This is a genomic window from Vibrio scophthalmi (assembly GCF_040869025.1).
Lineage (GTDB): Bacteria > Pseudomonadota > Gammaproteobacteria > Enterobacterales > Vibrionaceae > Vibrio > Vibrio scophthalmi.
In genome coordinates, this window is sequence record NZ_CP134271.1 from 1,929,435 (window position 1) to 1,956,209 (window position 26,775).

General features: G+C 45.9%; 19 protein-coding genes. 12 read left to right on the forward strand and 7 right to left on the reverse strand.

What is annotated here, in order from left to right; genetic code table 11:
* Positions 1-44 precede the first annotated feature (44 nt).
* The gene (locus RJD38_RS08905) at positions 45-1,421 is read right to left on the reverse strand and encodes a PhoH family protein (RefSeq protein ID WP_009385857.1); all 1,377 of its coding nucleotides are present in this window, start codon (positions 1,419-1,421) and stop codon (positions 45-47) included.
* A gap of 583 nt (positions 1,422-2,004) precedes the next feature.
* Between RJD38_RS08905 and rapA the strand changes: the two genes are divergently transcribed.
* The 3 genes from rapA to RJD38_RS08920 all read left to right on the forward strand — a co-directional run bounded on the left by rapA (position 2,005) and on the right by RJD38_RS08920 (position 6,917).
* The gene (gene rapA, locus RJD38_RS08910; protein WP_065545707.1) at positions 2,005-4,914 is read left to right on the forward strand and encodes an RNA polymerase-associated protein RapA; all 2,910 of its coding nucleotides are present in this window, start codon (positions 2,005-2,007) and stop codon (positions 4,912-4,914) included.
* Positions 4,915-5,161: 247 nt separating this feature from the next.
* Positions 5,162-5,899: a bifunctional tRNA pseudouridine(32) synthase/23S rRNA pseudouridine(746) synthase RluA gene (gene rluA / locus RJD38_RS08915; protein WP_005593169.1), complete on the forward strand. Its 738-nt coding sequence runs from the start codon at positions 5,162-5,164 to the stop codon at positions 5,897-5,899.
* Positions 5,900-5,954: 55 nt separating this feature from the next.
* Positions 5,955-6,917: a D-2-hydroxyacid dehydrogenase gene (locus RJD38_RS08920; protein WP_065545706.1), complete on the forward strand. Its 963-nt coding sequence runs from the start codon at positions 5,955-5,957 to the stop codon at positions 6,915-6,917.
* Between the two features lie 90 nt (positions 6,918-7,007).
* Here the strand turns inward: RJD38_RS08920 and RJD38_RS08925 are convergent, their stop codons facing one another.
* The 3 genes from RJD38_RS08925 to pepA all read right to left on the reverse strand — a co-directional run bounded on the left by RJD38_RS08925 (position 7,008) and on the right by pepA (position 12,213).
* Complete coding sequence (locus RJD38_RS08925) at positions 7,008-9,881, reverse strand: valine--tRNA ligase (RefSeq protein WP_065545705.1); 2,874 nt, start codon at positions 9,879-9,881, stop codon at positions 7,008-7,010.
* 206 nt (positions 9,882-10,087) lie between these two features.
* Entirely contained in the window at positions 10,088-10,537 is a 450-nt protein-coding gene (locus tag RJD38_RS08930) for a DNA polymerase III subunit chi (RefSeq protein ID WP_009385863.1), read from the reverse strand.
* A gap of 155 nt (positions 10,538-10,692) precedes the next feature.
* Positions 10,693-12,213 carry a leucyl aminopeptidase gene (pepA, locus tag RJD38_RS08935; protein ID WP_065545704.1) on the reverse strand — a complete coding sequence of 507 codons (1,521 nt, stop codon included), beginning with the start codon at positions 12,211-12,213 and terminating at the stop codon, positions 10,693-10,695.
* A 192-nt stretch (positions 12,214-12,405) separates the two neighbouring features.
* Here pepA and lptF point away from each other — a divergent pair, with 192 nt between their 5' ends.
* Together lptF and lptG are read left to right on the forward strand one after the other, a co-directional pair.
* Complete coding sequence (gene lptF / locus RJD38_RS08940; RefSeq protein WP_005593176.1) at positions 12,406-13,509, forward strand: LPS export ABC transporter permease LptF; 1,104 nt, start codon at positions 12,406-12,408, stop codon at positions 13,507-13,509.
* Between the two features lie 3 nt (positions 13,510-13,512).
* Entirely contained in the window at positions 13,513-14,583 is a 1,071-nt protein-coding gene (lptG, locus tag RJD38_RS08945; RefSeq protein ID WP_005593177.1) for an LPS export ABC transporter permease LptG, read from the forward strand.
* An 81-nt stretch (positions 14,584-14,664) separates the two neighbouring features.
* On the opposite strand, the gene RJD38_RS08950 is transcribed toward lptG, so the two are convergent.
* Together RJD38_RS08950 and nadC are read right to left on the reverse strand one after the other, a co-directional pair.
* Complete coding sequence (locus RJD38_RS08950; RefSeq protein WP_009385864.1) at positions 14,665-14,787, reverse strand: membrane lipoprotein lipid attachment site-containing protein; 123 nt, start codon at positions 14,785-14,787, stop codon at positions 14,665-14,667.
* 164 nt (positions 14,788-14,951) lie between these two features.
* Complete coding sequence (gene nadC / locus RJD38_RS08955; RefSeq protein WP_009385865.1) at positions 14,952-15,839, reverse strand: carboxylating nicotinate-nucleotide diphosphorylase; 888 nt, start codon at positions 15,837-15,839, stop codon at positions 14,952-14,954.
* A gap of 123 nt (positions 15,840-15,962) precedes the next feature.
* Here nadC and ampD point away from each other — a divergent pair, with 123 nt between their 5' ends.
* Positions 15,963-16,505 carry a 1,6-anhydro-N-acetylmuramyl-L-alanine amidase AmpD gene (gene ampD, locus RJD38_RS08960; RefSeq protein WP_065545703.1) on the forward strand — a complete coding sequence of 181 codons (543 nt, stop codon included), beginning with the start codon at positions 15,963-15,965 and terminating at the stop codon, positions 16,503-16,505.
* Between the two features lie 150 nt (positions 16,506-16,655).
* Here ampD and fldB read toward each other — a convergent pair whose 3' ends face one another.
* Positions 16,656-17,177: a flavodoxin FldB gene (gene fldB, locus RJD38_RS08965; RefSeq protein WP_065431058.1), complete on the reverse strand. Its 522-nt coding sequence runs from the start codon at positions 17,175-17,177 to the stop codon at positions 16,656-16,658.
* 168 nt (positions 17,178-17,345) lie between these two features.
* Between fldB and xerD the strand changes: the two genes are divergently transcribed.
* The 6 genes from xerD (at position 17,346) to aceF (ending at position 26,689) form a co-directional block, all read left to right on the forward strand.
* Positions 17,346-18,242: a site-specific tyrosine recombinase XerD gene (gene xerD, locus RJD38_RS08970; RefSeq protein WP_009385868.1), complete on the forward strand. Its 897-nt coding sequence runs from the start codon at positions 17,346-17,348 to the stop codon at positions 18,240-18,242.
* Between the two features lie 35 nt (positions 18,243-18,277).
* The gene (gene dsbC / locus RJD38_RS08975; RefSeq protein ID WP_009385869.1) at positions 18,278-19,024 is read left to right on the forward strand and encodes a bifunctional protein-disulfide isomerase/oxidoreductase DsbC; all 747 of its coding nucleotides are present in this window, start codon (positions 18,278-18,280) and stop codon (positions 19,022-19,024) included.
* A gap of 42 nt (positions 19,025-19,066) precedes the next feature.
* Positions 19,067-20,806 (forward strand): single-stranded-DNA-specific exonuclease RecJ, encoded by a 1,740-nt coding sequence (gene recJ / locus RJD38_RS08980; protein WP_065545997.1) that lies wholly within the window; start codon positions 19,067-19,069, stop codon positions 20,804-20,806.
* A gap of 504 nt (positions 20,807-21,310) precedes the next feature.
* On the forward strand, positions 21,311-22,075 hold the full coding sequence (pdhR, locus tag RJD38_RS08985; protein WP_005593188.1) for a pyruvate dehydrogenase complex transcriptional repressor PdhR: 765 nt from the start codon (positions 21,311-21,313) through the stop codon (positions 22,073-22,075).
* A 31-nt stretch (positions 22,076-22,106) separates the two neighbouring features.
* Positions 22,107-24,770 carry a pyruvate dehydrogenase (acetyl-transferring), homodimeric type gene (gene aceE, locus RJD38_RS08990; protein WP_005593189.1) on the forward strand — a complete coding sequence of 888 codons (2,664 nt, stop codon included), beginning with the start codon at positions 22,107-22,109 and terminating at the stop codon, positions 24,768-24,770.
* 29 nt (positions 24,771-24,799) lie between these two features.
* Positions 24,800-26,689: a pyruvate dehydrogenase complex dihydrolipoyllysine-residue acetyltransferase gene (gene aceF, locus RJD38_RS08995; RefSeq protein WP_065545702.1), complete on the forward strand. Its 1,890-nt coding sequence runs from the start codon at positions 24,800-24,802 to the stop codon at positions 26,687-26,689.
* Positions 26,690-26,775 lie beyond the last annotated feature (86 nt).

The following is a 26,775-nucleotide window of genomic DNA, read 5'->3' on the forward strand; positions in this document are numbered from 1 at the left end:
CGAGTTAGTCAAATTAACTCGCCTGTTATGGCGTTATGATTTGACTACAAATTCTCTTCAGCGTACTCCGCTAAACGGCTGCGTACGACGCCATTAAGATGGATATTAGCGCTCCCTTCGAAGTTTTTAAATCGTTCTACCATATAAGTGAGCCCAGACGTGACCGGGGTCAGATAGTGAGAGTCGATTTGCGCAAGGTTGCCTGAACACACAATTTTTGTGCCTTCACCGCAGCGAGTGATAATAGTTTTAATTTGTGAAGCGGTAAGGTTTTGACATTCATCGAGCAGCACAAAAGCATTTTGAATCGACCGACCGCGCATGAAGTTGATTGATTTGAATTGAATGTTGGCTTTATCACAAATGTATTTGAGCGATCCCTCAGTGCAGTGATCGTTTTTGTGCAGAGCTTCGAGTGTGTCTGTTACCGCCGCTAACCAGGGCAACATTTTCTCCTCTTCACTACCGGGTAAATAGCCAATCGATTCTCCAATATCAGGGGTATTTCGAGTGACGATGATCTTATCGAATTTTTTGTGTTCGATGGTTTGCTCTAGTGCCGAAGCAAGCGCGAGGAGCGTTTTACCACTGCCGGCCGCACCAGTTAAAATGACTAAATCAATTTCCGGATCGAGCAGTGCATCGAGTGCCATTGCTTGATAGATATTTTTCGGCGTAATGTCCCAAGCTCGGCGATGCATTAATCGTTCACGACTGAGATCTTTAAGGGTTAGGTTATCGGGTTCAATTTGTGCCACCCGACCAACAAAATCACTTTCTTCATCGATGATATATTGGTTGAGATAAGTCGGGTCAAAAGGTTCTTTTGCTAAGGTGTGATAGGTTTTTCCGGCGAGATTCTGACTATCCACTTGATCAACTTGTGCCCAAAAATCGCCTTCGATGGTTTGAAACCCCTTGGTAAGGTATTGCACATCATCAATCAATTGATCGGTGCGATAATCTTCAACAAATCGAACTCCCGCTCCTTTAGCGCGCAGGCGCATATTGATGTCTTTGGTCACTAGAATGACTTCACGTGGAGCGCGTTTATTTTGCAAGTACAACACTGCATTAAGAATGCGGTTATCTCCGGCTTTGTCCGCAAAAGCCTTGATAGTTTCTTGCAATTCAAAGTCGGCTAAAATCGCAATATGTCCAGCATTCTCCTTGTCGCGATTAATTGGAATGCCGGCAGAAATTTCATCGGGCGTCGCCTCTTTAAATAGCGCCTCTAAAGCGCGAATGGCCACTCTAGCATCGCGTGCGACATCGCGTTTACTGTCTTTAATTCGGTCGAGTTCTTCTAATACGGTCATCGGAATGACGACGTCGTGCTCTTGAAAGGAATAGATGGCGAAAGGTTCATGAAGAAGGATATTGGTATCGAGTACAAAAAATTTTCTGTCCGTATCACCCATAAGCGTCTCCTGCCGCATGCGGCACAATGCTCACTGCTGTGAGGCTGACTGATGCCAATCATAATAAGTACGTTGAACTGTTTTTCCCGGTCACTGACTTGCCACGATTGGTATTAACTGTTTGCTTTAGGCGGTTGATTGAGCTGTGCATCTAAAGCAAACCCATGTTGATCGTCCTAAGCACACAGGGCTGCCACGCCTTGTGCTATTAAAAGTATAGGCAATCATCCTTTTCTTTTGTGCCACGGGTTTCTTACACTTTGATGTCAAGCGAAAGTACAGCAAAAAATCACGACGAAATGTGGGGTAGGCACGTGACCAATGTCACAGCTTCGAGTAATATTAGCGACCTTTTTCTACGCTATTGCTGAATGGTATTTTCTATCATCAGTCGCCTTTGAATTGGCGTAAGAAGAGCTAAAATATACTCAAGTCACTTCGACTCATCCTTTGAGGAGCGGTTATAGGCTCAGCTTCAGCGCGATATTTTTCGTACGCTGAAATCGGTGATAAGACTCTCAACTCTACATCTTGAAGTCTCTTGAATATAAATAATAAATTTATGAAATGAGGTAGTCGATACATGACATTTGCTTTGGGCCAACGTTGGATCAGCGATACGGAAAGTGATCTTGGTTTAGGAACCGTAGTGGCATTGGATGCTCGTACAGTGACAGTAATGTTTGCTGCTTCAGAAGAAAACCGTGTCTACGCCCGTAGCGAAGCGCCTGTCACTCGCGTGACATTTAACGTTGGTGATGTGATTGAAAGCCAAGAAGGTTGGTCACTACAAGTTGAGCAAGTTATCGAGAATCAAGGTATTTATACCTATATCGGCACTCGTGAAGATAGCGGCGAGCAAGAAATCACACTACGTGAAATCATGCTTAGCAATCAAATTCGTTTTAACAAACCGCAAGATAAACTGTTTGCCGGTCAGATCGATCGTATGGACAACTTTGTTTTGCGTTACCGCGCGCTAAAAAATCAATACGAGCAACATAAAAGCCCAATGCGTGGCTTATGTGGTATGCGTGCAGGTCTAATTCCTCATCAGCTATATATTGCTCATGAAGTTGGTCGTCGTCATGCGCCACGCGTTTTGCTGGCTGATGAAGTTGGCCTAGGTAAAACCATCGAAGCGGGCATGATCATTCACCAGCAAGTGCTGGCAGGTCGTGCTGAGCGTATTCTGATTGTGGTACCAGAAACGCTACAGCATCAGTGGTTAGTGGAAATGATGCGCCGTTTTAATCTGCATTTTTCTATTTTTGATGAAGAGCGCTGTATTGAAGCTTTTGCTGATGCAGAAAACCCATTTGATACCCAGCAATATGTTTTATGTTCACTCGATTTCCTACGTAAGAGCCGTAAGCGCTTTGAACAAGCGGTTGAAGGTGAATGGGATCTGTTAGTGGTCGATGAAGCGCATCACCTAGAGTGGAGCCAAGATAAACCAAGCCGTGAATACCAAGTGGTTGAAGGATTGGCAGAGCGCACGCCGGGCGTCCTATTACTAACTGCCACACCTGAGCAGCTAGGCCGTGAGAGTCACTTTGCTCGTCTACGTCTATTGGATTCTGACCGCTTCTACGATTACCAAGCGTTTGTGGAAGAAGAGGAGCAATACGCACCAGTGGCGGATTCTGTTAGCGCGCTATTCTCAGGCCAAGCATTGCCTGATGACGCTAAAAATCAAATTACTGAACTGTTATCAGAGCAAGATGTAGAGCCGTTGTTCCGCATTATTGAAAGCAACAGTGATGAAGCAGAGAAAGCGAGCGCACGCCAAGAGTTGATTGACAACTTGATGGATCGCCATGGTACGGGGCGCGTTTTATTCCGTAACACTCGTGCGGCAATCAAAGGTTTCCCTAAGCGTAATGTTAACCTTCTACCAATGGCGATCCCGCAGCAATACACCACCTCAATGCGTGTAGCAGGTTTGATTGGCGGCAAGATGAGCCCAGAAGCTCGTGCGTTGAAAAACTTGTACCCAGAAGAGATTTTCCAAGAGTTTGAAGGGGAAGATTCAAGCTGGTGGCAATTCGATTCACGTGTGAACTGGTTGCTGGAAAAAATTAAAGATAAGCGTGCAGAGAAGATTCTGGTTATTGCTTCACGTGCCAGCACGGCTCTGCAACTAGAGCAAGCTTTGCGCGAGCGTGAAGGCATCCGTGCGACCGTATTCCACGAGGGCATGTCGATCCTTGAGCGTGATAAAGCCGCGGCTTACTTTGCACAAGAAGAGGGCGGTGCACAGGTCTTGATCTGTAGTGAAATTGGCTCTGAAGGTCGTAACTTCCAATTTGCCAACCAGTTGGTGATGTTCGATCTACCGTTCAACCCTGATTTGTTGGAACAACGTATTGGTCGCTTGGATCGTATTGGTCAAAATCGTGATATCGATATTCATGTGCCATACCTTGAAGGAACATCGCAAGCTATCCTTGCTCGCTGGTTCGATGAAGGCCTAAATGCCTTTGCTGAAACCTGCCCAACAGGACGCGCTGTGTATGACCGTTTCTCAGATGATTTGATTAACATTCTGGCTTCAGGCACTAGCGAAGGGCTTGAAGAAGTGATCGATGCATCAGCTAAGATGAATAAAGAGCTGAAAGCGCAACTTGAACAAGGTCGTGACCGTCTACTTGAAATGCATTCTAATGGTGGTGAACGCGCGCAAGAAATCGTTGAGAAAATCTCGGCAACCGATGGTGATACCAACCTCGTCACGTTCGCTTTAAGCCTATTTGATACCATTGGATTGAACCAAGATGATAAAGGTGAAAACGCACTGGTTGTGACACCATCTGAACACATGATGGTACCAAGCTACCCTGGCTTGCCTTACGAAGGTGCGACGATTACTTTTGATCGTGATACGGCGCTTTCTCGTGAAGATATGCACTTTATCAGTTGGGAGCACCCGATGATCCAAGGTGGTATTGACCTATTGATGAGCGAAGGCGTGGGCACGGCTGCGGTTTCATTACTGAAGAATAAAGCACTACCCGTTGGTACTATGTTGCTTGAGTTGGTTTATAGCGTTGATGCACAGGCACCGAAACGTAGCGGTATCAGTCGCTTCTTACCTAAAACTCCGATTCGTGTGATGTTGGATGGTAAAGGTAACGATCTGTCTGAGCAGGTAGAGTTTGAAAGCTTTAACCGTCAATTGAGCCCAATTGGTCGTCATATCGCGGCGAAATTGGTGACATCAGTGCAAGGTCAAGTACATCAACTGATCAGCGCCGGAGACGCGTTAGTGGTGAGCAAAGTTGACGCTATTCGTCAGCAAGCAGAAAAAGAGATGCAGGCGAGCTTGAACGCTGAACTTGAACGCCTACAAGCATTGAAAGCGGTTAACCCGAACATTCGTGATGAAGAGATTGATGCGATTGATGCGCAAATCAAAGAACTGACTGGTTACATTAGCAAGGCTCAGTATCAACTAGATTCGCTGCGTATGATTGTGGTGTCTCACCAGTAATCGAGATTTAAATAAATACAAAGGCCTTCATTGCGAAGGCCTTTTTTGTGCCAAACTGAATCTGATTAGTCATTAATTCGCTATTAAATACATCGACGGTTTGATGCGAAAACGCAACAAAACAAAGTGTTATTTTTTCACTGAAGGAGAGCCATTTTATTAGCGTAAAACTAATGATTAGGTTGTTCTGCATTTCACGCTGAGTTGTGGTTATAATCAGCGCGAAATTTTAGCTTAGAGAAAAATTATGGCCATGCTGGAGTACAACCCACCACGAGATCCGTGGGTTGAAATTGTGTTTGAAGATGAACATATCTTAGCGGTGAACAAGCCGTCGGGATTGTTATCCGTGCCTGGCCGTTTGCCTGAGCACCACGACAGCACATGGAGCCGAGTACAAGAAACTCATCCAGAAGCACAAATCGTCCATCGTTTAGATATGGATACGTCAGGGCTAATGGTGTTAGCGAAGAACAAACGTGCTGAGAGCGCACTGAAAAAACAATTTCAATATCGCTTAACCCATAAGGTTTACTATGCGCGCGTTTGGGGACATGTAGAGCAAGAAGAGGGTGAAATCGATCTACCCTTGATTTGTGATTGGCCAAATCGCCCAAGACAAATGGTATGTCATGAAACGGGTAAACCGTCAAAAACTCTGTTCCAAGTGGCTAAGCGTGAAGAGAAAACGACCATTGTTCGTTTATTACCGATAACGGGACGCTCGCATCAACTGCGTGTGCACATGCAAGCGTTAGGTCATCCGATTGTTGGTGATGAATTTTATTCCGAAGGCGAGGCTTTCACTTGCTCTGATCGCTTGGCACTGCATGCGGCTGAACTAAGTTTTTATCATCCTAAGAGTGATTGGCTGCGTAGTATTTTTGTTCCTTGTGACTTTTATCCTGAAGCGGAAGAGATGATCTTTACCTATTTCGATCCTGTGCGAAAATTGCCAGATTATAAAAAACTGCCTAAGCCATAGCGTTGCAATTCAACGTTAAACCTCCCTTTACGGTTAGGTAGTGTAAGGAGAATCTATGTCGCTACCTACCGTTGTCTTTCTTGATCGTTCGACCATTCCCGCTCACATTGCGCTTGCCAAACTGCCGTTTGACCATCAATGGATCGAATACGATACCACTGAGCCGCACCAAGTCGTTGAACGTCTCAGCCAAGCACAGATTGTGATTAGTAACAAAGTGGTGTTGGACGAGGCGATTTTGTCTCAGCTTCCCAAGTTGGAACTGATAGCGGTGTGTGCCACTGGCTACAACAATGTTGATACACGCTATTGTCAGCAGCAGGGCATTGCTGTCGCCAATGTACGTGGTTATGCCACTCAATCGGTCCCTGAACATGTGATCGCGCTGATGTTTGCTCTTAGGCGCAATTTACGTGGTTATCACAATGACATTGTTGCGGGTGAATGGCAGCGGGAAAAGCAGTTCTGTTTCTTCACTCATCCGATTGGCGATATTGCTGGGGCAACCTTGGGGATCATTGGCAGCGGTGAGCTCGGTCAGGCTACCGCCGCACTGGCTAAAGCCTTAGGCATGCAGGTTGTGTTTGCTGAGCGTAAAGGCGCGACAGAGTGTCGAGAGGGATATGTGCCATTTGAACAGCTATTAATGATGGCTGACGTGATCAGTTTGCATTGCCCACTGAATGATGAAACACGCAATTTGATTGGCGCAGCTGAGTTGCAGCAAATGAAGCCTAGCGCCATTTTAATTAATACTGGCCGTGGCGGATTAGTGGATGAGCAGGCTCTGGTGGAGGCATTGAAAACTCAGCGTATAGGCGCGGCAGGGGTTGATGTCTTTAGCCAAGAACCGGCCGATGAAACGAACCCTTTGATCGCTAATGCAGGGTTAGCCAACTTGCTGTTGACTCCGCATGTGGCATGGGGCAGTGATTCTGCAATCCAACGGTTGGTAGAAATTTTTCTGGATAATATTCGTGCTTATGTCGACGGAGAGTCGCAAAATCGCGTGGTTTGATTTTTACCGATTGAATGTCTTGAATGATAGAAACAAAAAGACCGGTCAGTGACCGGTCTTTTTTAACTTACAACGCAGTAGAGAAACGAATTATAGCGCAGCGATAGTCGCTTTTTGCTCTTCCAGTTTCACTAGCATTTCTTTGTAACCGTCTAGCTTCTCACGCTCTTTTGCGATAACCGCTTCAGGTGCTTTAGCAACGAAACCTTCGTTACCTAGCTTGCCTTCGATACGCTTGATTTCGCCGTGAGTCTTAGCGACTTCTTTATCAAGACGAGCAAGCTCTGCATCTTTATCGATTAGACCCGCCATTGGGATCATTAGCTCTGATTTGCCAACCAACTTGGTTGCACAAGCAGGAGTCTCTTCGCCCGTTGCCAGTACTTTAATCTCATCGAGTTTTGCTAGAGAGGTTAGTACGATCTTGTTCGCTTCTAGGCGCGCGGCATCTTTTTCATCTGCCACTTTGATCATCACTTCTAGGCCTTGGCTTGGAGCGATGTCGTATTCTGCGCGTAGGTTACGGATAGCGGTGATGAAAGTTTTCACCCACTCGATATCAGCAACGATTTCTGCGTCGAAGTTGTCTGCATCAAACTGAGGCAGTACTTGAGTCATAATTGTCTCACCTTCAACACCGTCAATCAGCGGCTTAACGCTTTGCCAGATTGATTCAGTGATGTAAGGAATCACTGGGTGAGCAAGACGAAGTGTCTTCTCTAGAACCGTGATTAGTGTGTAACGCGTTGCTTGTTGCTGCGCTTCAGTGCCTTTCCATAGAACCGGTTTAGTTAGCTCTAGATACCAGTCACAGAATTGGTTCCAGATGAATTCGTACAGCGTGTTTGCCGCCATATCTAGACGGTAGTTGTCTAGGTGAGCGTTAAACTCTTTCGCTGCGATTTCAAACTGAGATTCAATCCATTTGTCTGCCAGTGAGAATTCCATGTTAGCGCGATCAGCAGGTGCTAGAGACATGCCACAATCGTGCTCTTCAGTATTCATCAGTACGTAACGGCTAGCGTTCCATAGTTTGTTACAGAAGTTACGGTAACCTTCTAGACGCTTCATATCCCAGTTGATATCACGACCGGTTGATGCCATTGCTGCAAGCGTGAAACGTAGTGCATCTGTACCGTATGGTTCGATGCCGTTTTCAAATGTCTTACGCGTTGCTTTTTCGATCTTCTTCGCTAGCTGAGGCTGCATCATGTTGCCACAACGTTTTTCTACTAGCTCTTCAAGGCCGATACCATCGATCATATCGATAGGGTCAAGCACGTTACCTTTCGATTTCGACATCTTGTCGCCGTTTTCGTCACGGATTAGACCGGTTACGTAAACGGTTTTGAATGGGACTTGTGCTTTACCATTTTCATCTTTGTTGAAGTGCATGGTCATCATGATCATACGTGCAACCCAGAAGAAGATGATGTCAAAACCAGTAACCAGCACATCTGAAGGGTGGAAAGTTTTCAGATCTTCAGTTTGCTCTGGCCAGCCTTGTGTGCCGAACGTCCATAGAGCAGAAGAGAACCATGTATCCAGTACATCGTCGTCTTGGCGTAGAACGATAACAGGCGCAAGGTTGTTGTTCGCACGTACTTCTTCTTCAGTGCGGCCTACATAAACTTTACCCTCGTTATCGTACCATGCTGGAATGCGGTGACCCCACCAAAGTTGACGCGAGATACACCAGTCTTGAATGTCACGCATCCAAGAGAAGTACATGTTTTCGTACTGCTTAGGAACGAACTGGATATCGCCATTTTCAACTGCTTTCACAGCCGGCTCTGCCAGCGGTGCTGCGCGAACGTACCATTGGTCAGTCAGCATTGGTTCAATAACCACGCCACCACGGTCACCGTAAGGAACGGTTAGGTCGTGATCTTTGATTTCTTCTAGTAGACCAAGCTCTTCAAATTCTGCAACGATCGCTTTACGTGCTGCAAAGCGCTCCATACCTTGGTATTTCGCTGGTAGTTCAGATGAATACGCATCGCTTGCTTCACCGTTAGTGGTGAACACTTCTGCAGCATCACGAATATCAGCATTGAAGGTTAGGATGTTGATCATCGGTAGGCTATGACGTTTACCTACTTCGTAGTCATTAAAGTCGTGTGCAGGGGTAATCTTCACACAACCTGTGCCTTTTTCCATATCCGCGTGTTCATCGCCAACGATAGGGATTAGGCGGTTAACGATAGGCAGTAGAATCTCTTTACCGATCAGATCTTGGTAACGAGGATCTTCTGGGTTTACCGCAACACCAGTATCACCCAGCATGGTTTCAGGACGTGTCGTTGCAACAACGATGTAGTCTTTACCATCAGCGGTTTTAACGCCGTTTGCGAGTGGGTAACGGAAGTGCCACATGAAGCCTTTTTTGTCTTTGTTTTCTACTTCAAGATCAGAAATTGCTGTGTGCAATTTTGGATCCCAGTTTACGAGACGTTTGCCACGATAAATTAGATCGTCTTCATAAAGACGAACGAACACTTCTTGCACGGCATTTGATAGGCCGTCATCCATGGTGAAACGTTCACGATCCCAGTCTACCGATGCGCCAAGGCGACGAAGCTGCTTAGTGATGGTTCCACCAGATTCGTTTTTCCATTCCCAGATTTTGTCGATGAAAGCATCACGACCGTAATCGTGTTTAGTTTTGCCTTCTTCTGCTGCGATCTTACGCTCAACAACCATCTGAGTTGCGATACCAGCGTGGTCAGTACCCACTTGCCAAAGGGTGTTTTTACCCTTCATACGCTCAGCACGGATTAAGGTATCCATGATGGTGTCTTGGAACGCGTGGCCCATGTGTAGGCTACCAGTGACGTTCGGTGGCGGGATCATGATGCTGTAAGCTTCTTTTGAAGTGTCACCGTGTGGCTTAAAGTAGCCTTTCTCTTCCCAAGCTTGGTATAAAGCTTGTTCGATTGAAGTTGGGTTGTATGTCTTTTCCATAGCGCTCTTTCACCTCGTCATATTTGGGCTGATAACGGCTTAACTGTACGCGCAAATATCAATCACATACTGATGTATGTTTATCAACTTATGCATGAGTTGTCTTGCTCTAAGCCCAACTATTTAGAGGACTGGTTCTGGTTAATCATGGTCAATTCTTATAAGTGAACTCTCTGGTAGGAGAGCTTAACTATAAGGATTGACCGCTAGTTGTGTTCGATCTCGATCGTTTGCAGTTGATAACCTGCTTGTCGGTAGATTTTATATCTTTCTCTTGCGAGCTGCTTAGCTTTTTCTTCGCAAGGCACGAAGTCTACCACCTCAGCAAACTTGTTCGCAAAGGTTGTCTCATTTTCCGCCAAATTTATTACCAGTTGGCGGTTCCAGCTTGGCTTTAGTGCCTGATGGCCAATTTCAATATTGGTCCCATACTTTGGCCCTTCGCCGACTAAATTGTGGCCGATATAGTGCTCAGGTTCGACTTGCCAGAATAATTCTGCCAGCTTTTCTGCTTGCTGTTTATCTTGGCTGTTGAGGTATACCTTAGCGCCTTGCTTGGCAAAATGCTGAGCAAGAAACACCACATAGCCGAGAAAGCCAGACTCATTTGCTTGTGGGCTATCTGCTTTGATGATGTAAAAAGTTGCATTGGCCATAGTGATGAATTCCGTCTATTGCTGTCCAACTAAGTTTAGGTGGTAGGCAATCTGCTCGGTGCTAGCGAGGTTACCGTTTTAACTCGTGAGAGCACATTTGAGTAATGTTTCTACTCGATATCGAACAATAAAAAAGGGCCTTGCGGCCCTTTTCACTATTTTGAGGTTTGTTCCTCAGCGTCTTGGCCACTACGATTGAGTAGGAATTGGACAAGCATTGAGACCGGACGACCGGTAGAACCTTTCGCTGCACCTGATTTCCACGCAGTACCTGCGATATCAATGTGGGCCCAGTTGTACTTCTTAGTAAATTTAGACAAGAAGCAACCTGCAGTGATCGTACCGGCAGGGCGGCCGCCGATATTTGCCATATCAGCAAATGGGCTCTTCAACTGTTCATGGTACTCGTCTGCCATTGGTAGACGCCATGCACGGTCACTGGCTTGTTCTGAAGCATTCACTAATTCATGAGACAGTGGATTGTGGTTTGATAGTACACCACTAATGTGGTGACCTAGTGCAATCACACATGCGCCAGTCAGAGTTGCGACGTCAACTACGCAATCTGGTTCAAAACGTTCAACATACGTCAGTGCATCACACAGCACTAAACGACCTTCTGCATCGGTATTTAATACTTCAACCGTTTGGCCTGACATGGTGGTAAGAATATCGCCAGGACGGTAAGCATTGCTGCCAGGCATGTTTTCACAGCCTGCTAAAATGCCGACTACATTGATAGGCAGATTCAGTTTTGCTAGCGCTTTCATGGTACCGAATACCGATGCCGCACCACACATATCGTATTTCATCTCATCCATGCCATCGCCTGGTTTTAGAGAAATACCGCCTGAATCGAAGGTTAAACCTTTACCTACAAGCACAATCGGTTTAGCTTCTGTGTTCGGATTGCCTTTGTACTCGATGATCGACATCATTGATTCGTTTTTCGAGCCGCGGCCAACCGCAAGGTATGACGTCATACCCAGTTTTTCCATCTCTTGCTCACCAATGATTTTGGTGGTGATTGACTCATAGTCATCAGCAAGGCGACGTGCTTGAGAAGCAAGGTACGCTGGGTTAGCGATGTTTGGTGGCATGTTGCCAAGATCTTTCGACGCTTTTACACCAGAAGCAATAGCAAGGCCATGGGAAATCGCACGTTCACCAAGGTTTAGTTCACGACGTGTTGGTACGTTGAAAACTAATTTACGTAGCGGGCGGCGCGTTTCTGGTTTAATTGTTTTAAACTGATCGAAGGTGTAAAGGCCGTCTTTAGTCGCTTCGACTGCTTGACGAACTTTCCAATAAGTATCGCGACCTTTAACATGCAACTCAGTTAAGAAGCACACTGCTTCCATTGAGCCGGTTTCATTTAGCGTGTTGATGGTCTTTTGGATAATTTCTTTGTATTGACGCTCGCCTAGCTCGCGTTCTTTACCGCAGCCTACGAGTAGTACGCGCTCTGAAAGTACACCAGGTACTTGATGCAAAAGTAGCATCTGACCAGGTTTTCCTTCAAGGTCACCACGACGAAGTAGTGAACTAATATAGCCGTCGCTAATTTTATCTAGCTGTTCGGCCACTGGAGAGAGGCGACGTGGTTCAAAGACGCCAACGACAATACAAGCGCTGCGCTGTTTCTCAGGGCTACCACTTTTAACACTGAACTCCATGAGTACTCCTACATCCTGAAGACAAATAGAACTAAATGTTAGATAATGCCCGCTTACTTGTTGATTCCTTAATCGGAACTACCTTTAAATAAGTGAGCTAACAGTTAGCTGAAAATTTCAAAAAATAACGGGTTCAACGAGAAATTATAGTGATTCAATTAAAAAAACAAGTTTTGTATAGGTAATTTCAGCGTGATTATTGTTAGATATTTGATCCGCGAGACACTCAAAAGCCAATTTGCGATCTTTTTTATCCTTTTCTTGGTCTTTTTGAGCCAAAAATTGATTAGTGTACTAGCGGAAGCCTCAGACGGTGAAATACCGGCTGGTTTGGTGATGAGCTACGTTGGCCTTAGCATGCCTTCTATGGGTTTGTTAATGCTGCCACTCAGTCTTTTCTTGGGCATCTTGCTCACCTTTGGTCGTTTGTACGCGGAAAGTGAAATTACCGTAATGAATGCGACGGGGATCGGAAATAAATTCCTGATCCGTGCAGCATTGTATTTGGCGGTGATCACTGGTTTGGCAGCGGCGATTAATTCGTTTGTCTTATCGCCATATAGCCAAGAGAAGCTCATTCAACTACAAGAACAAGTTCAGGCAGAAAACAGTGTCGACTTGTTGAAGAAAGGTCATTTCCAAGGCACGCCGGATGGTTCATCGGTGGTGTTTATTGATGATATTCGAGACGATAAGCTCAGCAATGTTTTTATTGCTCAAATGCGCCCACGCGATTCTATTTTACCGAGTGTGTCGTTTTCTAAGTCGGGCGAAGTAAAAGAGCTGAGTGATGGTCGCCAAGTCATTCGTATGTATGACGGTACTCGTTATGAAGGCGTGCCGACGCGTATTGATTACATGGTGACGAACTTTGAACAGTACCAAGGCGTCATTGGTCAAAGTGAAGTGAAGCGCAAAGGTCGTGATTGGGAAGCGATCCCAACGCTAGATTTAGTGGGTAATCCAAATCCGAAGGCGCAAGCTGAATTGCAATGGCGTATTTCGCTGGTGGTGTGTATTCCACTGCTGACAATGCTGGTGGTGCCGCTTTCAGCGGTAAATCCACGTCAAGGCCGATTTGCGAAAATGGGCCCCGCTATTTTGACTTATCTAGCGTACTTCTTGGCGATTAGTGCGACGAAGTCAGCGTTAGAAGATGGCTCGATTCCGGCGTTTGTTGGTATGTGGCCAATCAATTTCGCGCTACTGGTGACGGCAATTGGTGTTAATTTAATGGACAGTATTCCAGTGCGTCGCTTTAAAGACAAATTGAGACAAAAGAAGAAGGCAGCATAAGTCGTGTTTAAGATTTTAGACCTTTATATCGGTCGAACTATTATTGTTACCTCGACTATGGTGTTGGCGACCTTTGTTGGTCTGTCTGCCATCATCAAGTATGTTGAGCAGCTGCGTAAAGTTGGCCAAGGTAGTTATGACTTGATTCAAGCTTTGTTCTTTGTTGGCTTGAGTATTCCGCGTGATATCGAAATGTTCTTCCCAATGGCGGCACTACTCGGTGCGCTGATTGGCCTCGGTATGTTAGCGTCAAGCTCTGAATTGGTCGTGATGCAAGCGGCGGGCTTCTCTAAGCTGGACATTGGTCTATCGGTGTTAAAAACGGCGGTGCCGTTGATGATTATCGTTACTGTGTTGGGCCAATGGGGCGCTCCTCAGGCGCAGAAAATGGCGCGAGACTTACGCGCTTTCTCGACCAGTAACGGTGCGATCATGTCGGTTCGAACCGGGGTTTGGGCGCGAGATGCCAATGATTTTATCTTTATTGGTAAAATTGAAGATGAAAGACTCTATGGTCTACAGATGTGGCGTTTTGATGATAACAAACAGTTACAGAATGTCTTTTACGCCAAAGAGGCTGACTATGTCGGTGACAAAAATTGGCTGATGAAAGATGTGCAAGTCACCAACATGTCAGATCCAGTACGCTTATCGAAAGAGACGTTGCCAGAACTAAGTTGGACAACCTCACTGGAGCCAGAGCGCTTAGCTGTGGTGACGGTGAAGCCAGAAGAGCTTTCTTTGCTTGGTTTATATGATTATGTCGATTACTTAAAAGCATCAGAGCAAGATGCTTCACGTTATGAATTGGCATTTTGGCGCAAGGTGACACAACCGTTTTCGATTGCGGTAATGATGTTGATGGCGCTGTCGTTCATCTTTGGTCCACTGCGCAGTGTGACGATGGGGGCGCGTATCTTATCGGGCGTGGTCGCAGGCTTTTCGTTCTATATTTCGAGTGAGTTTTTTGGACCACTTAGCTTGGTATACAACATTCCACCCGCCTTTGGTGCGATTATGCCAAGTATCGTCTTCTTAATCATAGCGATCATGCTACTTAGACGTAAGCTCTAGCACATACCGAGCAGCAAGCAAAATAACAAAGCCCTCATCAAGAGGGCTTTTTCATATCCGTGAAGCGGTCAATGCGCTTAATTAATCGAAATCACCATGTACTTTGCGATTAATGTCGTCAGCGACAGAAGTGACGCCTTCTTCAAAGGTGGCACAGCCAGAAAGGGCGAATAAGGTACAAATGACCAATAGATACTTTTTCATTTTAGAATCCTTGAAATGAATACGCTGGCATTAAATGGTTTCGAGTAAATTTAAGCCATGTTATCGCCCAGCACAAGCGTGCCTCTGAGCTAAATAAACCGTCACAAGCAATAAAAAAGCAGCGATAAACGCTGCCTTTAAAAAATCATGAGAATCGCGGTACGCTATTTGAAGCGCATAGAAAGATCCATCGCTTTTAAGTGCTTAGTCAGTGCACCAACAGAGATGTAATCTACGCCCGTTTCAGCGTATTCGCGAATGGTCTCTAAGGTGACGTTACCCGAGTTTTCGAGTGCTGCACGACCTGCGTTAATCGCTACCGCTTCACGCATCATATCGGTGGTGAAATTATCCAACATGATAATATCGGCGCCAGCTTCAATCGCTTCTTTTAGTTCCGCTAGGCTTTCTGTTTCAACTTCAACCGGTTTACCAGGATTTAGTTCTTTAGCGGTGCTAACTGCTTGAGAGATACCACCACAAGCAATGATGTGGTTTTCTTTGATCAGATACGCATCAAATACACCAATACGGTGATTGTAACCGCCGCCACATGCGACAGCGTATTTCAGAGCGCTACGAAGACCAGGAATGGTTTTACGCGTATCAAGCAAGCGGCAGTCTGTGCCAGCAATTTTCTCGGCATAGCGCGCAACGGTAGTCGCACAGCCAGACAGCGTTTGGATAAAGTTCATTGCGTTGCGCTCGCCAGTTAATAGTGCGCGCGCAGGTCCTGATAGAGTACAAAGCACTTGGTTTGGCTCGACAGTATCACCATCTTGTACATGCCAGTGGATCGTTACTTCGCCACCAAGCTGCTTGAATACTTCATCAGCCCATGCTTGACCACAGAAAACACCATGCTCACGAGTGATGATAGTTGCTTCATTCTGCGCATCGGCAGGGATCAGACTTGCGGTGATGTCGTTAGCCGCATCGAGTGTGCCGCCGAGATCTTCTTTCAAAGTTTCGCTGACCGCACGAGTGATCTCTAATGGAAGTTGCTGCTTCAAATATTCAAGACGTTCTTGGCTATTGTGTGTGTTTTTCATCGCAAATCTAATACGCAGTTGAACAGAGGAGGGAATGATACGCTGACTGCGAGTGAAATTCAGCCATTAATCTCGCATTTCAGTTAAAATTGACCCCAGTTATGGAAAATGAGAAATAGCCAAATGATTGATCCGCAAGGTTGGTATCAAGCCGCACGTCATGTGCCATCCCCGTTTTTTGACCATCGCAGCGATAGTGAGGATATCTCATTGTTGGTGATCCATAACATTAGCCTACCGCCGGGCAAGTTTGGGGGGCCTTACATTGAACAGTTTTTTCTCGGCACTCTAGATGCTGATGAGCATCCCTTTTTTAAAGTGATACACAAAATGGGCGTGTCGGCGCACTGTTTGATTCGTCGGGACGGTGAGGTGGTGCAGTTTGTTTCGTTTCGCGATAGAGCGTGGCATGCCGGGGCATCAAGTTTTGCTGGGCGTGAGCGTTGTAACGACTATTCGATTGGCATAGAGATGGAAGGCAGTGACTACGTTGCGTACACCGATGAGCAATATCAAGCACTCAGCACGCTGAGCTTGCAGTTAATGCAACACTATCCACTCATCACGCTGCCACGTATTACTGGCCATCAATATATTGCCCCGCTGCGCAAAACCGATCCAGGACTGGTGTTTGACTGGGTGAGATACCGAAAGGCGCTACGTTAAGACGCGAGAAGATTGCATTCGAGAGGTGACCATGTTCACCTCTCAATTCTCAATTCTCAATTCTCAATTCTCAATTCTCAATTCTCGATTCTCGATTCTCGATTCTCGATTCTCGATTCTCGATTCTCGATTCTCGCCTCTCTGTGGCTCTTAAAGCGTGGCTTGATATTCGGTCAGAACTTGCTCGACCCAAGTGGCAATGCGTTCATCGCTCAATTCGTATTGTGAATCTTCATCCAGGGCTAAGCCGACAAACATGCTGCCATCTTCGGTTAGTGCTTTCGAGGCTTCAAATTGGTACAGCTCGTCGTTTGGCCAGTAGCCGACAATGGTTGCACCGGCTTGTTTGACTTGATCGTGCAATAGGCCCATCGCATCCAAATACCATTCGCCGTAACCTTCTTGGTCACCAAGACCAAACAGAGCCACGGTTTTACCTTGCAGTGGTTGGCTGTTAATACTGTCCCAGATCGCGAGCCAATCTTCTTGAATCTCACCAAAATCCCAAGTAGAAATCCCTAAGATTAATAAGTCGTAATCTGCCATTGTCGAAAGAGGAGACTCTTTGACGTTGTGAATATCCACTAAGTCATCGCCCATGATGGCGCGCATCTTCTCTGCTGCCATTTCGGTGTAGCAAGTGGTTGAGCCGTAAAATAGACCGATTTTCATCATCGTTTATCTTTCTAAATGGAGTGTTAGCGAATTCTAACCACAAAATGGTCTGCTTTGCAGCGAATATCGGTCATCAATTGAATTTTTATGGCTTTGTTTGCTGTATGCATTTACAGTAAAGATAAATGTGTCGTTAAAAATTAGAGAGTGGTTTTGTCAGAAATAATGTCACCGGATCAAGGGGTTGTTGAGCAGTTTCTTGATGCGATGTGGATGGAACGAGGGTTGTCGGAAAATACCTTATCGTCTTACCGCACCGATTTATTCAAGCTACTGACGTGGATGAAACAACACAACTACCGTCTTGATTTTATTAGCTTGTCTGGCTTGCAGGAATACCAATCGTGGTTGGCCGATCAAGATTACAAGCAAACGTCGCGCGCGCGGATGTTGTCGGCGATTCGTCGTTTGTTTCAATATTTGCACCGTGAGAAAATTCGCGCCGATGACCCGAGCGCCTTGTTGGTGAGCCCTAAGTTACCCAAGCGACTACCGAAAGACCTCAGTGAGGCCCAAGTGGATGCGTTACTTAATGCGCCCGATCCAAACGATGCGATTGAACTGCGTGATAAAGCAATGTTGGAATTGTTGTATGCCACCGGCCTGCGTGTCACCGAATTAGTCAGTTTGACGATGGAAAATATCAGCTTACGACAAGGTGTTGTGCGAGTAACCGGTAAGGGTGGCAAAGAGCGTTTAGTGCCAATGGGTGAAAATGCCATCGATTGGATTGAAACTTTTCTTCAACAAGGGCGGTCTGAGTTACTTGGGGAGAAAACATCCGATGTGGTTTTCCCAAGTAAACGAGCACGACAAATGACCCGACAAACCTTTTGGCATCGTATTAAGTATTATGCGGTGTTGGCTGGGATTGATACTGAGTTACTTTCGCCACATGTGTTGCGTCATGCATTTGCAACCCACTTGCTAAACTATGGCGCAGATCTACGTGTGGTGCAGATGTTGCTTGGGCATAGTGACTTGTCGACCACACAAATCTATACTCACGTCGCAACAGAGCGATTAAAACAGCTTCATAGTGAACATCATCCAAGGGCTTAGCTCTTGCGTTAGAGATTTTATTTAAGGTGAATAGAATGAGCGTATTACGCCGAATGACATTACTTGCGTTGCCTTTTTTTGCAGCGGCTTCTTTTGCTAACGTAAGTAGCGAGACACAAATTAATAAAGCAGAGTTAGCTGAGCGCTTTGCAAAACTGGGTTTGCAGGTGACTGATGTTGTGCCTGCTGATATTAAAGGCTTGGTTGAAGTACAAACTAACGGTGGTGTTTTATTTGCCTCACCAGATGGCGAGTATTTTATTGCCGGTTCGCTATACCAGTTAGATGACAAAGGTGGCTACCAAGACGTTATTGCTCAGCGCCAAGCGCCGATCAACGCAGCTAAGATTGATGCAATGAAAGACTCAGTGATTGAGTTTAAAGCCGACAATGAAAAATATGTAGTGACGGTCTTTACCGATATTACTTGTGGCTACTGCGTGAAGTTGCACCGTGAATTACAAGATTACAATGATCTTGGTATTACCGTGCGCTACATGGCCTTCCCTCGCCAAGGGCCCGTTGGTGATGTCGCAGATCAAATGGCTTCAATTTGGTGTGCTGACGATCCACAGGCAGCAATGCATGATGGTAAAGTAAACCGAAAATTCCCAGCCAAAGGCGACAATTTCGCTCAATGCCAAGATACGATTCAAAAACACTATATGTTAGGTCGTGAATTAGGCATCAGCGGTACGCCTGCCATTTTCCTTCCGAACGGTGAAATGGTTGGCGGTTATGTTCCAGCAGAGAAATTGCTGCAACGTCTAGAACAAAAATAACCACAAGGAAGTAGGCTCAATTGAGCCTACTTTTATTTTATGATGATAGAAATTCAACGTCGTCCTGAAGTCGATATCTCCCTGTTACCTGACTCCATTGCACCGTTATTGCGTCGCCTGTACCTAAGCCGTGGCATCCACTCGATGCAGCAGCTCGATAATGGTGTACGCGGCTTACATTCATATCAAAAACTGCATGGCATTCAGCTGGCGGTGGAATTGCTGTTTACCGCGATTAAAACCAATCAGCGCATTATCGTCGTCGGGGATTTTGACGCCGATGGCGCGACCAGCTCTGCGCTTTCTGTCCTTGCGTTACGTATGCTTGGTAGCAGCAACGTCGATTACCTCGTGCCAAATCGATTTGAAGATGGTTACGGCTTAAGCCCTGAAGTGGTTGATCAGGCAATCGCGATTGGCGCACAGGTAATTATGACGGTCGATAACGGCGTGTCATCCATTGAAGGGGTTCGCTACGCCAAAGAGCAAGGTTTACAAGTCTTGGTGACCGATCACCACTTACCGGGCTCAGAGTTGCCGATTGCCGATGCGATGGTCAATCCTAATCTGCAAGAGTGTGCTTTTCCGTCGAAATCATTAGCTGGTGTTGGCGTTGCTTTTTATTTGATGATGGCACTGTGTGTACACATGCGTAACCTTGGTTGGTTTAGCCAGCAGGGCATGGCAGAACCTAAGTTAATGGAACTGATTGATTTGGTGGCATTAGGTACGGTGGCTGACGTGGTCTCTTTGGATGAGAATAACCGTATTCTAGTCCATCAAGGTTTGCAACGTATTCGGGCTGGTCATGCTCGCCCTGGTATCCAAGCCTTAATTGAAGTGGCTAAAAAAGATGCCAGTCGTTTGGTTGCTTCTGATTTTGGTTTTGCCTTAGGTCCACGCATTAACGCTGCCGGTCGTTTGGATGACATGTCTTTCGGCGTTGAGTTGCTGCTAAGCAATAATATCCATGCCGCACGCCGCATGGCGAGTGAGTTAGATGGCCTCAATCAAACTCGTAAAGAGATTGAAGAGGGCATGAAGCAAGAGGCAATGGCTTTTTGTGAGCGCTTACAATTTGGTGAAAATGCGGAATTACCTTTTGGCCTAGTGCTGTTCCAACGTGATTGGCATCAAGGTGTGATTGGTATTTTAGCTTCTCGTATCAAAGAGAAGTTTCATCGCCCAGTGATTGCCTTTGCTGATGGTGGGGACGGCATCATAAAAGGCTCTTGTCGCTCGATACCTGGCTTACACATGCGTGACACACTGGATCGCATTGATACGCAAAATCCCGGTTTGATCCTGAAATTCGGTGGTCATGCGATGGCGGCAGGGTTATCGATTGAAGAGAAAAACTTCGAACGCTTTGCTCGTTTATACGACCAAGCAGTGAAAGAAGAGCTCGATGAAGCGGCGTTGAAAGGTATAGTACTATCTGACGGAGAATTAGCCCCAGAAGAGTTCTCTATGCACGTGGCACAAATGTTACGCGCAGGTGGCCCTTGGGGACAATCATTCCCAGAACCCGTTTTTGACGGCGAGTTTAAAGTTCTGCATCAGAAATTAGTGGGCGAGAAGCATCTTAAATTGATGTTAGAGCCGCTGTTTAAAGGCCATCCCACTAATATTATGATTGATGGCATCGCGTTTAATGTCGATTTACGTCGCTGGCCAGATGCTTCAGTTAAAACGGTACGTCTGGCATACAAGCTTGATATCAATGAGTTTCGTGGAAATCAGTCATTGCAATTACTGATCGATCATCTCGAAGCAAAATAGTGTTCTGTCGTTGTACCATGGATGGCGCCTCTATCTAAGGCGCCACTAAACCGCTTATTTTCAATGCCCCTTAGCTCTTCTCTCATCTTCCATTGTTCATGATCTTATTTAGGCCTTTTTTGCTCATTAATATTGAAGCCGCGGTGACAAATAGGTTTAGCATCTTCGATGCTGGTTTCGGATAAAAACACATTCTATTCACGTCGAAGATGGCGAAAAAATACCAATTAAGAATGATTTCTCACATTCATTCATACTTCTTTAAAACTGACCAATTATAGTGTGATCGCTAGCACGATTTTCGCCCAGTTGTTCATCTTTTGTAATTGGCATGACCAATTACATCAGTGTTTCATGTGAATGATGTTAATGGATGGTTGCTGGGGGCTTGGTTTTATGATTTGGGTCAATTTTTGGCTGGAATTTGCGTTTTTAATATGTTAATTTCTTTCCACACTAAATTGGTATGACCAATTAACTGCAAAGAGTAAAGAACGATAATTTATGGCTTATCAAAGGATTCGTCAGCCAAAGCTCTCTGATGTAATAGAACAAGAGCTTGAAAGGTTGATAGTAGAAGGAACACTGTCTCCGGGGCAACAATTGCCACCAGAGCGCGAACTGGCTAAACAGTTCGATGTTTCTCGTCCTTCGATCCGTGAAGCTATCCAACGTTTGGAAGCCAAACGTCTTCTCACTCGTCGTCAAGGCGGCGGTACATTTGTCAGTGAGAATCTTTGGAAGGGCTTTTCGGATCCTCTGCTAAATTTATTATCGAGCCATTCAGAAACTCAATTAGATTTACTCGAATCGCGCCATGCGATGGAAGGTATTTCGGCTTATTTTGCAGCGTTGCGTGGTACTGATGAAGATTTTGCTCGTATTCAAGCCTCATTAGAAGGCATTGGTGCACAACAAGATAAGCAAGACGTCGCCGCTGAAGCTGCTGCGGTAATGCAATTTCTAATTGCGTTGACTGAAGCTGCTCACAATGTGGTTTTGCTGCACATTGTGCGTAGTTTAGCGCCATTACTTGAGCAAAATATTTTACAGAATTTGAAATTGCTGCACCGCCGACAAGAAGTGGTGGAGAAAGTAAGTAAGCACCGAGCCAATATTGTGGATGCGATTGTTTCTGGTCAGCCGGAAAAGGCGCGTGAAATGTCTCATTCCCATTTGGCTTATATCGAAGAAATATTGTTGGATTTGACTCGTGAAGAGTCTCGACGTGAGCGCTCTTTACGTCGAATTCAGCAGGGTAACGAATAAGTAGATCCAACCAACAGAAGGATAGATCGGCATGTCTGATATGAAGCATGACGTAGATGCACTGGAAACTCAAGATTGGCTGCAAGCGCTTGAATCAGTTGTACGTGAAGAAGGTGTAGAACGCGCTCAATATTTACTAGAGCAAGTTTTGGATAAAGCTCGTCTTGATGGCGTTGATATGGCTACAGGTATCAACACAAACTACATCAATACGATCCCAGCTGCGCAAGAACCTGCTTACCCAGGTGATACAACGCTAGAGCGTCGTATTCGTTCAATCATTCGCTGGAATGCGATCATGATTGTACTTCGCGCATCTAAGAAAGACCTAGACCTAGGTGGTCACATGGCTTCTTACCAGTCTGCAGCAGCATTCTACGAAGTATGTTTCAACCACTTCTTCCGCGCTCCGAATGAGACGGACGGTGGTGACTTGGTGTACTACCAAGGTCATATCTCTCCAGGTATCTACTCGCGCGCATTCGTTGAAGGCCGTCTAACTGAAGAACAGCTAGATAACTTCCGTCAAGAAGTCGATGGTAAAGGTATTCCTTCATACCCACACCCTAAATTGATGCCTGAATTCTGGCAGTTCCCAACAGTATCGATGGGTCTAGGTCCAATTTCAGCTATCTATCAAGCTCGCTTCTTGAAGTACCTTGATGGCCGTGGTCTTAAGCAAACTTCAGCTCAACGTGTTTATGCCTTCCTAGGTGACGGTGAGATGGATGAGCCAGAATCACGCGGTGCGATCTCGTTCGCTGCACGTGAAAAACTAGACAACCTATGTTTCCTAATCAACTGTAACCTACAGCGCCTAGATGGCCCGGTTATGGGTAACGGCAGCATCATCCAAGAACTAGAAGGCCTATTTAAAGGCGCTGGTTGGAACGTTGTTAAAGTTATTTGGGGTAGCAACTGGGATTCACTACTTGCGAAAGACACCACTGGTAAGCTTCTTCAACTAATGAACGAAACGATCGATGGTGACTACCAGACGTTCAAATCTAAAGATGGCGCATACGTACGTGAGCACTTCTTTGGTAAGTACCCAGAAACAGCTGCACTTGTTGCAGACATGACTGATGACGAAATCTTCGCACTTAAGCGTGGTGGTCATGATTCATCTAAACTGTTTGCTGCGTTCAACAATGCAAAAGAAACCAACGGTAAACCAACTGTAATCCTAGCGAAAACAGTAAAAGGTTACGGTATGGGTGATGCAGCAGAAGGTAAGAACATTGCGCACGGTGTGAAGAAAATGGACATGACTCATGTTCAACACCTACGTGATCGCCTAGGTCTAGAAGACATTCTTTCAGATGAGAAGATCAAAGAACTTCCATACTTGAAGCTGGAAGAAGGCACGCCTGAATACGAATACTTACACGCTCGTCGTAAAGCTCTACACGGCTATACACCTGCGCGTCTGCCTAAATTTACTCAAGAATTCAAAGTTCCTGAGCTAGAAGAATTCGCGCCGCTTCTTGGTGAGCAAAAGCGTGAAATCTCGACCACAATGGCTTATGTACGTACGCTAAACATTTTGCTTAAAGATAAGAATATTGGTAAGAACATCGTTCCTATCATCTGTGATGAAGCGCGTACATTCGGTATGGAAGGTCTATTCCGTCAGGTTGGTATCTACAATCCACACGGTCAAGAATACACGCCAGAAGACCGCGGTGTAGTCTCTTACTACAAAGAAGCGACTTCAGGTCAGGTTCTACAAGAAGGTATCAACGAGCTAGGTTCAATGGCGTCTTGGGTTGCAGCCGCAACGTCATACAGCACCAACGATCTACCAATGATCCCATTCTACATCTACTACTCAATGTTCGGTTTCCAACGTATTGGTGACATGGCATGGCTAGCAGGTGACCAACAAGCTCGTGGCTTCCTACTAGGTGCTACAGCAGGTCGTACAACGCTAAACGGTGAAGGTCTACAGCACGAAGACGGTCATTCGCACATCATGGCGAACACTGTACCTAACTGTATCTCTTACGATCCAACGTTTGCTTACGAGCTAGCGGTAATCATGCAAGACGGTATCCGTCGCATGTACGGTGAGAACCAAGAGAACGTTTACTACTACCTAACAGTAATGAATGAAAACTACGCAATGCCAGCAATGCCAGAAGGCGCTGAAGAAGGCATTCGTAAGGGTATCTACAAGCTTGAGTCTTACGCAGGTAGTAAAGGCAAAGTTCAGTTAATGAGCTCTGGTACTATCATGAACGAAGCGCGTAAAGCAGCACAGATCCTAAGTGAAGATTACGGCGTAGCGTCTGACGTATTCTCTGTAACGTCATTCAACGAACTAACTCGTGATGGCCAAGCGGTAGAGCGTGACAACATGCTACACCCTGAAGCAGAAGCGAAAGTACCGTACATCACGACGGTTCTTGGTAACGAACCTGCAATCGCAGTGACGGATTACATGAAGAACTACGCTGAGCAAGTACGTGCATTTGTTCCAGCTGAGTCTTACAAAGTGTTGGGTACTGATGGCTTCGGTCGTTCAGACAGCCGTGAAAACCTACGTCGTCACTTCGAAGTGAACGCAGGTTATGTGGTAGTTGCAGCTCTAACTGAGCTTGTGAAACGTGGCGATATGGATAAATCTGTGGTTGTTGAAGCAATCAAGAAATTCAACATCGACACTGAAAAAACTAACCCACAATACGCATAAGCAACGCTTAATTAAAAGGTAGATAAGCAATGGCAATCGAAATTAATGTACCAGACATCGGTGCGGATGAGGTTGAAGTTACTGAGATTCTTGTAAGCGTTGGCGACAAGGTTGAAGAAGAGCAGTCTCTAATCACAGTTGAAGGCGATAAAGCTTCTATGGAAGTTCCTGCATCTCAAGCGGGTATCGTTAAAGAAATCAAAATCGCTGTTGGCGATTCGGTTTCTACTGGTTCTCTAATTATGATTTTCGAAGCCGAGGGTGCAGCGCAAGCTGCACCTGCTCCAGCGGTTGAAGCGGCTCCAGTAGCGGCTCCTGCGGCAGCAGCGGCAGTCGAATTGAAAGAAGTTCACGTACCAGACATTGGTGGCGATGAAGTTGAAGTGACTGAAATCATGGTAGCAGTTGGCGACTCAATTGAAGAAGAGCAATCTCTTCTAACCGTTGAAGGCGACAAGGCTTCTATGGAAGTACCAGCACCATTTGCCGGTACACTAAAAGAAATCAAAATCGCTGTTGGTGATTCAGTATCAACTGGCTCACTTGTGATGATCTTTGAAGTTGGCGCAGTAGCGGGTTCAGCACCTGTAGCTCCAGCGGCAGCTGCGCCAGTTGCAGCGGCTCCAGCAGCGGCTGCAGCAAAAGATGTACACGTTCCAGACATCGGTGGTGATGAAGTTGAAGTCACTGAAATCATGGTATCGGTTGGCGATACAGTAGAAGAAGAGCAATCTCTAATCACTGTTGAAGGCGACAAAGCATCGATGGAAGTACCAGCACCATTCGCGGGTACCATCAAAGAGATCAAGATTGCAGCTGGCGATAAAGTAACCACAGGTTCTTTAATCATGGTCTTTGAAGTAGCAGGCGCAGCTCCAGTAGCGGCTCCAGTTGCTCAAGCAGCTCCAGCACAAGCGGCAGCACCTGTTGCAGCGGCGCCTAAAGCAGAAGCTCCAGCAGCAACTGGCGACTTCCAAGAGAACGGTGACTACGCGCACGCATCTCCAGTGGTTCGTCGTCTTGCTCGTGAATTTGGCGTAAACCTTTCTAAGGTTAAAGGGTCTGGTCGTAAGAGCCGAATCCTGAAAGAAGACGTACAGTCTTACGTTAAAGATGCACTGAAACGTCTAGAGTCTGGTGCTGCGGCAGCAGGCAAAGGCGGTGATGGTTCTGCACTTGGTCTACTACCATGGCCAAAAGTTGATTTCAGCAAGTTTGGTGAGACAGAAGTTAAGCCTCTTTCTAAGATCAAGAAGATTTCAGGCGCTAACCTGCACCGTAACTGGGTAATGATCCCGCACGTTACACAGTGGGATAACGCTGACATCACTGAGCTAGAAGCATTCCGTAAAGAGCAGAACGCAATCGAAGCGAAGAACGACACTGGCATGAAGATCACACCACTTGTGTTCATCATGAAAGCCGTTGCGAAAGCACTAGAAGCGTTCCCTGCATTTAACTCTTCACTTTCTGACGATGGCGAAAGCATCATTCTGAAGAAATACGTGAACGTAGGTATTGCAGTTGATACACCAAACGGTCTGGTTGTTCCTGTATTTAAAGACGTGAACAAAAAAGGCATCTACGAGCTTTCTGAAGAGCTAATGGTTGTGTCTAAGAAAGCACGTTCTGGCAAGCTGACTGCTGCGGATATGCAAGGTGGCTGTTTCACTATCTCGAGCCTAGGTGGCATCGGTGGTACTGCATTTACGCCAATCGTAAATGCACCAGAAGTGGGCATCCTTGGTGTGTCTAAGTCTGAAATCAAACCTGTTTGGAACGGTAAAGAGTTTGAACCGCGTCTACAACTTCCACTGTCACTATCATACGATCACCGTGTGATTGATGGTGCTGAAGGTGCGCGTTTCATTACTTACCTAAACAGCGCGCTATCAGACATCCGTCGTCTCGTTCTGTAATTGAGATAAGACGAATCAGAGGCGGCACTTTTGCCGCCTCTTCTATCAAAGATATTTAAATAATTGGATCCTTCTGTGCTGTTGCT